9 protein-coding genes are annotated in these 12,409 nt (G+C 73.6%); 4 read left to right on the top strand and 5 right to left on the bottom strand.

From position 1 onward, the window contains the following. Positions 1 to 14: 14 nt before the first annotated feature. The 4 genes from C6376_RS32930 to C6376_RS32915 all read right to left on the bottom strand — a co-directional run bounded on the left by C6376_RS32930 (position 15) and on the right by C6376_RS32915 (position 4,354). Positions 15 to 1,298 carry an aspartate aminotransferase family protein gene (locus tag C6376_RS32930; RefSeq protein ID WP_107446683.1) on the bottom strand — a complete coding sequence of 428 codons (1,284 nt, stop codon included), beginning with the start codon at positions 1,296 to 1,298 and terminating at the stop codon, positions 15 to 17. After that, positions 1,295 to 2,137 (bottom strand): nitrilase-related carbon-nitrogen hydrolase, encoded by an 843-nt coding sequence (locus C6376_RS32925; protein ID WP_107446682.1) that lies wholly within the window; start codon positions 2,135 to 2,137, stop codon positions 1,295 to 1,297. Before C6376_RS32925 ends, C6376_RS32930 begins: the two co-directional genes overlap by 4 nt. 181 nt (positions 2,138 to 2,318) lie before the next feature. Further along, the gene (locus C6376_RS32920) at positions 2,319 to 3,887 is read right to left on the bottom strand and encodes a hypothetical protein (protein ID WP_107446681.1); all 1,569 of its coding nucleotides are present in this window, start codon (positions 3,885 to 3,887) and stop codon (positions 2,319 to 2,321) included. Between the two features lie 215 nt (positions 3,888 to 4,102). Further along, complete coding sequence (locus C6376_RS32915) at positions 4,103 to 4,354, bottom strand: helix-turn-helix domain-containing protein (protein WP_107446680.1); 252 nt, start codon at positions 4,352 to 4,354, stop codon at positions 4,103 to 4,105. A gap of 32 nt (positions 4,355 to 4,386) precedes the next feature. Between C6376_RS32915 and map the strand changes: the two genes are divergently transcribed. Further along, the gene (gene map, locus C6376_RS32910; RefSeq protein WP_107446679.1) at positions 4,387 to 5,157 is read left to right on the top strand and encodes a type I methionyl aminopeptidase; all 771 of its coding nucleotides are present in this window, start codon (positions 4,387 to 4,389) and stop codon (positions 5,155 to 5,157) included. Between the two features lie 325 nt (positions 5,158 to 5,482). Then, the gene (locus C6376_RS32905) at positions 5,483 to 8,023 is read left to right on the top strand and encodes an ATP-dependent Clp protease ATP-binding subunit (protein ID WP_107446678.1); all 2,541 of its coding nucleotides are present in this window, start codon (positions 5,483 to 5,485) and stop codon (positions 8,021 to 8,023) included. A gap of 3 nt (positions 8,024 to 8,026) precedes the next feature. Here C6376_RS32905 and ggt read toward each other — a convergent pair whose 3' ends face one another. Continuing rightward, positions 8,027 to 9,838 (bottom strand): gamma-glutamyltransferase, encoded by a 1,812-nt coding sequence (gene ggt, locus C6376_RS32900; protein ID WP_107449332.1) that lies wholly within the window; start codon positions 9,836 to 9,838, stop codon positions 8,027 to 8,029. A 143-nt stretch (positions 9,839 to 9,981) separates the two neighbouring features. Between ggt and C6376_RS32895 the strand changes: the two genes are divergently transcribed. Beyond that, entirely contained in the window at positions 9,982 to 10,728 is a 747-nt protein-coding gene (locus tag C6376_RS32895; protein ID WP_173985783.1) for a hypothetical protein, read from the top strand. Between the two features lie 79 nt (positions 10,729 to 10,807). Continuing rightward, on the top strand, positions 10,808 to 12,379 hold the full coding sequence (locus C6376_RS32890; RefSeq protein ID WP_107446677.1) for an alpha/beta fold hydrolase: 1,572 nt from the start codon (positions 10,808 to 10,810) through the stop codon (positions 12,377 to 12,379). The last annotated feature ends 30 nt before the right edge of the window (positions 12,380 to 12,409 follow it).

Raw genomic sequence — 12,409 nt, 5'->3', positions numbered from 1 at the left:
GGCTCAGGCCTGCGCTACCGCGTGCTCCTCAGCGCGCTCTCGAGGATCGCGGCGCCCTCTTCGGCCTCCGCCACGGTCAGGGACAGCGGCGGGGCGACGCGCAGGGCGCTGGTGTCGTGGCCGCCGCCCTTGCCGATCAGCAGCCCGTCGGCGCGGGCCGCCTCCAGCACGGCGGACGCCCGGTCCGGGTCGGCCAGTCCGGTGCCCGGCCGGGTCAGCTCCATGCCGATCATGAGGCCGCGCCCGCGCACCTCGCGCACGCCCGGATCCTGGGCGGCGGCGGCCCGCAGCCGCTCGATGAGCAGGCCGCCGACCCGCCGGGCGTTGCCCTGGAGGTCGTGTTCCAGCAGGTAGGAGAGGTTCGCCAGAGCGGCAGCCATGGTGATCTGGGTGCCGCCGAAGGTGGAGATGCTGTTGGCGTCCAGGCAGTTCATGATCTCGGCGCGGGCGATGACGCCGCCGACGGACATGCCGTTGCCGATGCCCTTGGCGAAGGTGACGATGTCCGGCGGACCGTTTCGGCCGTGTGCCTGCCAGCCCCAGAAGTGCTCGCCGGTGCGGCCCCAGCCGGTCTGCACCTCGTCGGAGATCCACAGGATGCCGCGTTCGTCCAGCACCTCGCGGAAGGCCGCGTAGAGGCCGTCGGGCGGCGAGGTGAACCCGCCGACCCCCTGGATGGGCTCGGCGATCAGGGCGGCGGGCGGGCGGGTGTGGCCGAGCAGGTCCTTGAGGTCGGCGACACAGGCGTCGACGAAGGCGGCGTCGTCCAGACCGGCGAAAGGTCCTCGGCCGCGGACCCCGCCGTGCACGTACACCGTCTGCAACGGTGACAGCGAGGTCGGCGACCAGCCTCGGTTGCCGGTGATACCGACCGCGCTGAAGGAACGGCCGTGGTAACTGTTGCGCATCGCCAGCACGGTGTTGCTGCGCCGGTGGGCGGTGGCGAGCAGCAGCGCGGTGTCGTTGGCCTCGGTGCCCGAGGTGGTGAAGAAGACCCGGGCGTCGGGGATGCCGCTGACGTGGGCGATGCGCTCGGCGAGCTCGACCATGGGCCGGTTGAGGTAGAGCGTCGAGGAGTGGACGATCCGCCCGGCCTGCTCGGCGACCGCCTTGGTGACCTCGGGCAACGCGTGCGCGGTCATGGTGGTGAGGATGCCGCCGAAGAAGTCGAGGTACTTGTTGCCCTCGGAGTCCCAGACGTGCCGGCCCTCGCCGTGGGTGATCTCCAGCGGCTCCTCGTAGTAGAGGGCGAGCCAGTCGGGCAGGACGCTCCGGTGCCGGGCGTGGAGGTCGCTCACGGCTGCACCAGCCCCTCGTAGGCGTCGGGACGGCGGTCGCGGTAGAAGGCCCACTGCTGCCGGACCTCCTCGACGAGGTCGAAGTCGAGGTCGCGGACCACGAGTTCCTCGTCCCTGTCGCTCGCGACCTCGCCGACGAACTTGCCGCGCGGGTCGACGAAGTACGACGTCCCGTAGAAGTCGTTGTCGCCGTACTCCTCGACGCCGACCCGGTTGATCGCGGCGACGAAGTACTCGTTGGCGACGGCCGCCGCGGGCTGCTCCAGCTGCCACAGGTGGGCGGAGAGGCCGCGGTGGGTGGCGGACGGGTTGTAGACCAGCTGCGCGCCCTTGAGGCCCAGCTGCCGCCAGCCCTCGGGGAAGTGGCGGTCGTAGCAGATGTACACGCCGACCCGGCCGACGGCCGTGTCGAACACCGGCCAGCCGATGTTTCCCGGCCGGAAGTAGTACTTCTCCCAGAACCCCTTCACCTGAGGGATGTGGTGTTTGCGGTACTTGCCGAGGTAGGAGCCGTCGGCGTCGATCACGGCGGCGGTGTTGTAGTAGAAGCCGGACTGCTCGACCTCGAAGACCGGCACGACGATCACCATGCCCGTCTCGCGGGCGAGGTCCCGCATGCGGCGCACGGTCGGCCCGTCCGGGACCGGCTCCGCCCAGCGGTAGTGCTCGGGCTCCTGTACCTGACAGAAGTAGGGGGCGTTGAACACCTCCTGGAACCCGATGATCTTCGCGCCCCGACGGGCCGCCTCCCGGGCGTGCTCCTCGTGTTTCGCCACCATGGACTCGGTGTCGCCGGTCCAGGTGGCCTGGACCAGTGCGGCACGTACGACGTTGGCCATGAGCTGCTCCTTCGACGGGACGTCAGAGCCTCTACGCCCGTAGACGAAGGTCGTAGAGGGACGAACGTAAGCCTCCTGGACGGGCTTGCCAAGACCATCGTCGTCAACCCGCGGAGTCGATCGCGTTTCACACCCCTGTGGGTGAGTCGCGGTGCGTTCGGCGCAACGGGCGCGGCGGCGGTCAGCCGGTGAACCCCGCGACCCGCAGGGCGTGCACCAGGTCCCGGTGGCGTTCCTCCGAGGCGGCCCGGGCGGCCTCGAGCAGCAGCGGTACGAGGGTCTGCGGGTCCGGGGCGGCGCTCCGGGCGGCCTCCTCGGGGGTGCGGACCCGGACGTGGGCGTCGAGCAGCGCGCGGGCCTCGCGCAGCCGGCCTTCCCGGACCAGGCCGAGGACGCCCTGCCCGATCTCCTCCGCCGGCCGGGCCACCCCCAGCCGCAGGATCTGCTCCGCGTCGGCCGTGCGCCCCACCGCGACCAGCGCGTCGGCCGCGGCGACCAGCCGGTCGGCGGGCAGGGACGCGGCCTCCCAGAGCAGGGTGGTCCAGTCCGCGGTGAGCCCGGCCCGCTGGAGCTCGGCCGCGAGCAGCGGGATGCGTGCGGCGGGCAGCGCGGCGAGGTCGACGAGCAGGGCGTGTGCCTCGCCGCTGCGCCCTTCGGCACGCAGTCGCACCAGTTGCCCGACCGCCTCGACGGTCTCCTTGCGGGCCGTCGCGTCCAGCGGCTCGCGCTGCGGCTCGGAGGACCGCCCGGCCGGCGACTCGGCCGCTCCGGCGAAGCGGGCGCCTCGCAGGGTACGGCGAGCGGGCGGGGCGGGCGTGGGTTCGACCGGCCAGGGGACGGGGGCGGAGGCTGAGGCGGGCGGAACGGCGAGCGGGGCGACGTCGGACTCGTCTGCCATGCCGGCGAACCGCGCACTGCCGCGGCGGCGTTTGCGCTGCTTGGGCACGGCGGCCGGAGGGGCGGCAGAAGCGGAGTCCGGTACGGGCAGCGGGTCGGACGCCGGGCCGGATGCCGGGCCGAAGGCCTGCTCGGACGCCGGGCCGGGCGTGGCCCGCGTCTCGGGCGCTCCGGCAGCGCGCGCTTCGTACGCGATCCGGGCGTCGTGAGCGCTGCCCGTGTCGTGCCCGTGGCCCGTGTCGTGCGTGCGGACCGCGTCGCGCGGGTGCGGTGCGTCGCGCGCCTGCCGTGCGTCGTACGTGGCGGCCGTGGGGCCGGTGCGGCCCGGGGGCGCGCCGGCTGCCGGGAGGCGGTCCGCCTCGGCCATCCGGCGGCGGAGCTCGGCGCACCGGGCGGTGGCCCGTTCGTGGTCGTCGTTGGCCCAGGCGAGGTCCAGGCGGAAGGCGTCGGCCTGCTCCCGGGTGGTCGCCGAGGCGAGTCGGCGTCCCAGGTCGGCCTGCCGTTCGGCGGCGTAGCGCTGTTCGCGGAGCATGACGTCGAGCCGGTCCCCCAGGGCGTCACGGCCGCCGGGACGGGCGTCGTGGGCGGCGAGCGCGGCGGCGTGCAGGGACCGGGCGCGCGACGTCTCCGGCGCGGCGGCCGCGGCTCCGTAGGCGGCGGCGAGGTCCTGGAGCACCGCCTCCATGACGTCCCAGGGCGGCACCTCGTGGCCGTCGAGGCAGGCCCGCATGCCGTCGGGGTCGCGTTGCCAGAAGACCGCGCACCAGCCGGCGCCCTGGTCGAGGCGCGCCAGCAGCGCGTTCAGGTAGCTCGCGAACTCCCGCACCCTGCCCGGGAGTTGTTCCACAGCCATCGTTTGTCTCCCGCCCGACCGGATCACTCCGGTTCGTAGAAAACACCAGCCGTGTTACAGCGCGGCTACGGCCACTTTTCCAAGCGGACGCGGCGCCGACATGGCGCAATCTTGACCCAGGGCCTCCGAAGCGGATCGGGCCGGGCCCGCGACCGCCCCGCGGATCACACGGCCTCGCCGATCACACGGCCCAGCGGATCACACGGCCTCGCCGTTCACACGGCCGCCGCCGAGCACAGCCCGGCCAGCTCGTCCATCGACAGGCCGAGCACGCGGGCGAGCGCGGCGACGGTGAAGAACGCCGGGGTGGGCGCGCGACCGGTCTCGATCTTGCGGAGGGTCTCGGCGGAGATTCCCGCGCTCGCCGCGATCTCGGCCATGCTCCGGCCGCCGCGCGCCTCGCGCAGCAGCCGGCCGAGCCGCTCGCCGCGCTCGCGCTCTTCGGGGGTCAGGGGGGTACGCACCATGCCGCCATTCTAATACCGGTATAGTAATTGGCATGGTGGAACTGAAGACGGACACATCGATCGACGCCATGTACGAGGCGGGCCAGGTGGTCGCCCGGGCGCTGACGGCCGCGTGCGAGGCCGCCGGCGTGGGCGTCTCCCTGCTGGAGCTGGACGAGCTGGCCCACGACGTGCTGCGGGCCGCGGGCGCCACGTCGCCGTTCCTCGGCTACCGCCCGGAGTTCGCGCCCACACCCTTCCCGGCGGTGCTCTGCGCGTCGGTGAACGAGGCGATCGTGCACGGCATCCCCACCCGCTACCGGTTGCGCGACGGGGACCTGGTCTCGCTCGACTTCGGCGCGCAACTGGGCGGCTGGGCGGGCGACTCGGCCGTCAGCTTCGTCGTCGGCAGGGCGCGCCCGGCGGACGTCCGGCTGATCGAGACGGCCGAGCGGGCCTTGGCGGCCGGCATCGAGGCGGCGGTCGTCGGCAACCGCATCGGCGACATCGCGCACGCCATCGGCACGGTGTGCCGGGCGGCGGGCTACGGCATCCCGGAGGGCTTCGGGGGCCATGGAATCGGCCGCCACATGCACGAGGACCCGGCGGTCCCCAACGAGGGCCGCCCGGGCCGCGGTCTCCCGCTCCGCCACGGTATGGTCCTCGCCATCGAGCCCATGCTGATCGGGGGCGGCACGGACGGCTACCACGCGGCCCCGGACGGCTGGACCCTGCGCACCAACGACGGCTCGCGCGCGGCCCACGCGGAGCACACGGTGGCGATCACGGACAGCGGACCGAGGGTGCTGACCGAGCGTCGGTAGCCGCACCGACGGGAGCCACCACGGGTCGCCCCCGGCTCGGCCGCGGGAGCACGACGGACGGCCCCCGGCTCGGCCGCGAGGACGCGAGGGCACGGCGCGGCCGGTTCCCTGTCCGGGCACGGCGGCCCGGCGCGGGACGGCCTCGGCCCCGGTCCGCACGCGGGGCGTGAGCGCACGCGTACGGGACTCCGGCGCGACGCGGCGTCGGCCCCGGTCCGGCGGGTTTTCCTGCGCGTGCCCGCGGTGGGCGACCGTGCGAAGGTGGGGGGTAAGCCCCAGCCGAGGGCACCCGGCACCGCATCGCACGTCGATCGAACGGAACGCCATGACCAGCGGCTTCAACGGCCCGGAGGGCTACGGCGACCCCTTCGGCGAGTTTCTGGCCCGCTTCTTCGGCGGGCCCCGCCCCGGCCCCCGCCAGATCAACATCGGCCAGCTCCTCAGCAGGCCCGCGCGCGACCTCGTCCGAGGCGCCGCCCAGTACGCCGCCGAGCACGGCAGCCGCGACCTGGACACCGAGCACCTGCTGCGGGCGGCCCTCTCCGCGGAGCCCACGCGTTCGCTGCTCAGCCGGGCGGGCGCCGACCCCGACTCCCTCGCGTCGGCGATAGACGAGCGGTCGGGGCCGGTGCAGTACCCGCCGGGCGAGGCGCCGCCGCCCACGTCGCTGTCCCTGACGCCGGCCGCCAAGCGCGCCCTGCTGGACGCGCACGATCTGGCGCGCAGCCGCGGCGCGGGCCACATCGGCCCGGAGCACGTGCTCGGCGCCCTCGCCTCCAACCCGGACTCCGCGGCCGGGCACATCCTGAACGCGGCCCGCTTCGCCGCCGCCGGCCTGCCCGCCGACGCCACGGACGCCGCCGGGCCGGCCGGCGCCGCGGACGGGCAGCGGCCCACCGCCACGCCCACCCTGGACAAGTACGGCAGCGACCTCACCGAGCTGGCCCGCCAGGGGCGCATCGACCCGGTGATCGGCCGGGACGACGAGATCGAGCAGACCATCGAGGTCCTCTCCCGGCGCGGCAAGAACAACCCGGTGCTGATCGGCGACGCCGGCGTCGGCAAGACCGCCGTCGTGGAGGGGCTCGCCCAGCGGATCGCCGAGGGGGACGTGCCGGACGTGCTCGCCTCCCGGCGCGTGGTCGCCCTCGACCTGACCGGCGTGGTCGCGGGCACCCGCTACCGCGGCGACTTCGAGGAACGGCTGAACACCGTCGTCGACGAGATCCGCGCGCACTCCGACCGGCTGATCGTGTTCATCGACGAGCTGCACACCGTCGTCGGCGCGGGCGGCGGCGGCGAGAGCGGGGCGATGGACGCCGCGAACATCCTCAAGCCGCCCCTGGCCCGCGGCGAGCTGCACATCGTCGGCGCGACGACGCTGGAGGAGTTCCGGCGCATCGAGAAGGACGCGGCGCTCGCCCGCCGCTTCCAGCCGATCCTCGTCCCCGAGCCGTCCGTCGCGGACGCGCTGGAGATCCTGCGCGGGCTGCGCGACCGCTACGAGGCCCACCACCAGGTCCGTTACGCCGACGAGGCGCTGGTGGCGGCCGTGGAGCTGTCCGACCGCCACCTCAGCGACCGCAGGCTCCCCGACAAGGCCATCGACCTCATCGACCAGGCCGGCGCCCGGGTGCGGCTCGGCTCCCGCGCCAAGGGCACCGACGTGCGGGTGATGGAGCGCGAGATCGAGGATCTCGCCCGCGACAAGGACCGGGCGGTCGCGGACGAACAGTACGAGGAGGCCACCCGGCTGCGGGACCGCATCGTCGAGCTGAAGCAGCGCGTCGCGGACACCGGCGGCGAGGACGCCTCCGACGACGGCCGGCATCTGGAGGTCACCGCCGAGGCCGTCGCCGAGGTCGTGTCCCGGCAGACCGGCATCCCCGTCGCCCGGCTCACCCAGGAGGAGAAGGACCGGCTGCTCGCCCTCGAGGAGCATCTGCACGAACGGGTGGTCGGCCAGGAGGAGGCCGTACGGGTCGTCTCCGACGCGGTGCTGCGCTCCCGGGCCGGTCTCGCGAGCCCCGCCCGGCCGATCGGCAGCTTCCTGTTCCTCGGCCCGACCGGCGTCGGCAAGACGGAGCTGGCCCGGGCGCTCGCCGAGGCGCTGTTCGGCAGCGAGGAGCGGATGGTCCGGCTCGACATGAGCGAGTACCAGGAACGGCACACGGTCAGCCGGCTGGTGGGCGCCCCGCCCGGCTACGTCGGGCACGAGGAGGCCGGGCAGCTCACCGAGGTCGTGCGCCGGCACCCGTACTCCCTGCTGCTGCTCGACGAGGTGGAGAAGGCCCACCCGGACGTCTTCAACGTCCTGCTGCAGGTCCTCGACGACGGCCGGCTCACCGACTCCCAGGGCCGCAGGGTCGACTTCACGCACACCGTGATCGTGATGACCAGCAACCTGGGGTCGGAGGAGATCACCCGGCGCGGCCCCGGCATCGGCTTCGGGCCGGGCGGCGGCGAGGAGGCGCGGCGGGAGCGGATCCTGCGGCCGCTGCGCGAGCACTTCCGGCCGGAGTTCCTGAACCGGATCGACGAGGTGGTCGTCTTCCGGCAGCTCACCGACGGGCAGCTGCGGCGGATCACCGACCTGCTGCTGGAGGGCACACGCCGGCTGGCGCGGGCGCAGGGCGTCACGGTCGAGTTCGCCGACGGGGCCGTCGACTGGCTCGCCGAGCGCGGCTACCAGCCCGAGTACGGCGCCCGGCCGCTGCGCCGCACCATCCAGCGCGAGGTCGACAACCAGCTCTCGCGGCTGCTGCTCGACGGCCGGGTCGGCCAGGGCGACCGGGTGCGGGTGGAGGTCGAGGACGGGCGGCTGGCGTTCCGCACCCCGCCGCCCGTCCCGGCCGCCGAGCCGTGACCCCTACCGGGCGGGGCGCACCACCTGGGCCGATCCGCCGCCGCGTCGTACGGTCTCGGCGGCGGCCAGCCACCTGCCGTCGGGCAGCCGCTGCACGGCCGTCGCCGCGCCGATCTCGGGGTTGCGCTTGAAGGCGTGGCCGATGGCCTCGAGCCCGGCCCGCAGGCCGCCCGGGGAGGTGTCGTCGTAGAGGGCGGGCTCCAGCTCCGTCTGGGCGGCGTTGCGCTGGCTGGCGCGCGGCGCCGCGATCGCGTCGACGAGCGGCAGCCGGCGGTCGAGGAACTCCGTCAGGGTCTGCAGCACGGTGGTGATGATGGTCGCTCCGCCGGGCGACCCCAGTGCCACGACGGGCCTGGCGTGCTTGTCCAGCACGATCGTCGGCGAGATCGACGAACGCGGCCGCTTGCCGGGACCGGGCAGGTTCGGGTCGTGCACGGCCGGGTCGGCCGGGGCGAAGGAGAAGTCGGTCAGCTCGTTGTTGAGGAGGAAGCCGCGGCCGGGGACGGTGATGCCGCTGCCGCCGGTCTGCTCGATGGTGAGCGTGTAGGAGACGACGTTGCCCCACTTGTCGGCGACGGTGAGGTGCGTGGTGTTCTCGCCCTCGTACGTCGTCGGGGCCGCCGTGCCGCCGGTGGCGCAGGCGGCCGGCCTGCGCGGGTCGCCGGGCGCGAGGGGGCTGGTGAGGACGGCGTCGTCCTTGATGAGGCAGGCGCGCGAGTCGGCGTACCGCTGCGACAGCAGTTGCTTCGTCGGGACGTCCTCGAACGCGGGGTCGCCGACCCAGCGCCCGCGGTCCGCGAACGCGATCCGGCCGGCCTCGATGTAGTGGTGCAGGTACTGCACCTCGCTCGCCTTCGACAGGTTCGTCCGCTCGAGGATGTTGAGGGCCTCGCCGACGGTCGTGCCGCCCGAGGAGGACGGAGCGATGGAGTAGACGCCGAGGCCGCGGTACGACGTCCTGGTGGGCGCCTGCAGCTTGGCCCGGTAGGCCGCGAGGTCCTTGACGGTCAGGTCGCCGGGCCGGGCGTTCCAGCCGGAGGCCGGGTCCACGGGCGGGTGGTTCACCGTGGTGACGATGTCCTTGCCGAGGTCGCCGCGGTAGAGCGCGTCGACGCCCTTCCTCCCCAACTCCTGGTAGGTGCGCGCGAGATCGGGGTTCTTGAACGTGGAGCCGACGACCGGCAGCCGACCGCCGGGCAGGAACAGCCCGGCGGTGTCGGGGAAGTAGCGAAAGCGCGTCTCGTTGGCCGCGGTCTGGGAGCGGAAGGTGTCGTCGACGGTGAAGCCGTCGCGGGCCAGTCGCTCGGCGGGCTCGAGGACTGTGCCCAGGCGTTCGCTGCCCCAGCGGGACAGGGCGGCCGCCCAGGTGGCGGGTGTGCCGGGCGTGCCGACGCCGAGGCCGCTGCTGACGGCGTCGGCGAAGGCGAGCGGCTTGCCGTTCTCCAGGAAGAGGCCGGAGTCCGCGGTCAGCGGCGCCCTCTCGCGGCCGTCGATGGTCTGCACGCTACGGGACTCGGCGTCGTAGTAGACGAAGTAGCCGCCTCCGCCGACACCGGCCGAGTAGGGCTCGGTGACGCCGAGGGCGGCGGCGGTGGCGACGGCCGCGTCGACGGCGTTGCCGCCCTTGCGCAGCACCTCGATGCCGGCGGCCGAGGCGTCCGCGTCGACGCTGGCGACGGCTCCGCCGTAGCCGACGGCGACCGGTACCTTGGCGACAGGGGCTCTCTGTGGGGCGGGTGGCGCGGCGGCCCCCACCGTGACCACGGCGGCCGAGACCGCCAGGACCGACAGTTTCCGCGCGACAGGGCGACGCATCCGTACCTCCAGTGCGGGACCGTCCGCGCAGCGTAGCCACATTCGGGGGGCCTCGACAGGCTCCTTCAGGGCACTGTCATACGACTGCCACACCTCGAACACGGGTACGCCTGGAGCGTTCTCGCCCGCTACCATGCGCGCCCATGAACGACGACGTGCGCAACATCGTCCTGGGCGTCATCGCGGCGGGCGTCAGCGCCGCGCTCGGCTGGGTCACCCGGACCTCCCTGTGGCGCCGCAGACTCCGGCGCAAGCAGGCGTTCTTCGGGCTGCCCGAGCACTCGGAGTGCCTGCTGGTCGTCAACCGCGACGCGGGCAGCGCCGACCTCGCTGTGCACCGGCACGACGTGTTCGCCCTCCTGGAGCTCGCCGCGCTGATCAAGGACTGCGGCGCGGGCGCCGAGGTGGTCACGCAGGACGCGGCCCGGCAGGGTTTCGGAGAGCGAACGGAGTTCTGCGTCGGCGGCCCGGGCTCGAACAGGCGTATGGCGGCCCATATCCAGGCCCTGCTGCCGGGGGTGCGGGTGAACACCGACCGGGAACCGGGCCCGGACCGGCTGGCGTTCCAAGTCGGCGCGGAGCACTACCGGATGGAGTCGGGGGTCACCGAGTTCGTCCTGCTGGCGCGGCTCACCGCGGGGCGGCGGCGGGGGGCCCGGCCGGTGTTCCTGTTCTGCGGCCAACGGGCCATCAACAACCAGGCCGCCACCCGCTATCTCGTCCGCCATCACGAGCGGCTGGCCCGAAAGTACGGGGACGGCTCCTTCGTGCTGCTGCTGAAGGTCATCAACTCCCATGCGTACGGGCCCGACGTGGTCGAGCTGGTGGACGACGTGACGCGGCAGGCGCAGGCTCCCCTGCCGGAGGCGACAATCGTTACTGCCACGTAACTTACCGGCGGGTTACCTCCGGTACGAGATGCGGTTACCGTCGGGTCACTTTGCAATGCGGCAAGTTGAGGAGTGAACCGTGGGACAGCATCGCAGGGCGCCGCGCACGACCGCCGTGGGCGCCGTCTCCGTTTCGCTGGTGGCCGGCACGATGCTCGCCCTGGCCCCCTCGGCGCAGGCCGCCGGAACCGCCGCCGTCCGCTACGTCGACATCGCCGGGGACGGCGGAACCGTCCTCAAGGCGAACGTCGTCACCCCCGCGGGCGCGGACGGCACCCGCCGGTACCCGCTGGTCGTGCTCCCCACGAGCTGGGGCTTCCCGCAGGTCGAGTACCTGGCCCAGGCACGGCGACTCGCCGACTCCGGTTACGTCGTGCTCAGTTACAACGTGCGGGGCTTCTGGCAGTCCGGCGGGGAGATCGACGTGGCGGGCCCGCGCGACGTCGCCGACGCCTCCGACGTCATCGACTGGGCACTCGCCAACACCCCGGCCGACGCCGCGCACATCGGCATGGCGGGCGTCTCCTACGGCGCCGGGATCAGCGTCCTGGCGGCCGCCCACGACCCGCGCGTCCGGGCCGTCGCCTCACTGAGCGGCTGGGGCGACCTGATCGACTCGATCTACTCGGGGCGCACCCAGCACCTCCAGGCCGCCGCCGTGCTGGACACCGTGGGCACGGTCACCGGCCGGCAGAGCACCGAGTCGCGGGAGGTCTTCTCCGCCTTCTACGCCGGCGACCTGTCGAAGGAGAAGGACCTCGTCGCCTGGGGGAAGAAACGTTCCCCCTCGACCTACGCCGACCAGCTCAACCGCAACGGCGCCGCGGTGATGCTGGCCGGCTCCTGGGGCGACACCATCTTCCCGCCCAACCAGTCCGCCGCCCTCTACGAGCGGCTGACCGGCCCCAAGCGGATGGAGTTCCGGCCGGGCGACCACGCCACCGCCGAGCTGACCGGCCTGTTCGGACTGCCCAACGACGTGTGGACCGACACCCGGCGCTGGTTCGACCACTACCTCCGGGGCGCGGACAACGGCGTCGACCGGGAACAGCCCGTGCGGCTCAAGTCCCGTACCGGGGGCGGCTACGAGGGCTACCCGGACTGGAAGTCGGTGAACGCGACGCGCCGCAAGCTGGCCCTGGCCGGCTCCACCACGATCCACACCGACGTGGACTCCGGCGCGGACGGCGGGATCGTCTTCCTCTCCAGCATCCTCGACCAGGTCGCCCAACTGCCCCCGGTCGCCTCGATCCCCCTGCTCCCCCGCCGCTGGGCCGCCGTGTGGCAGTCGCAGAAGTACGCCACGACGCAGCGGGTGCGCGGTACGGCCCTGCTGCACACCACGGTGACCCCGACCGAGGAGAGCGGCACCCTCGTCGCCTACCTGTACGACGTGGGGCCGCTCGGCCTCGGCAAGCTGGTCGGCAACGCGCCGTACACCTTCCACGGGCGCACACCCGGCAGGCCGTTCGGCCTCGATCTGGAGCTGGGCTCCACGGCCTACGACGTCCCGGCCGGACACCGGCTCGCCCTGGTCGTCGACACCGTCGACCCGCTCTACATGGAGCACAACCCGTCCGGCGCGCGGCTGACCTTCTCCTCGCCCGCGGACGACCCGTCGTACGTGTCGGTCCCGCTGCGCGAGCAGTGATCTCCGGCCGCTGCCGGGGCGGGTGTGCTC

The sequence above is a fragment of the Streptomyces sp. P3 genome, from assembly GCF_003032475.1.
Classification (GTDB): Bacteria; Actinomycetota; Actinomycetes; order Streptomycetales; family Streptomycetaceae; genus Streptomyces.
Note: the sequence above shows the minus strand (reverse complement) of the source record. Positions and strands in the feature narration are given on the sequence as shown.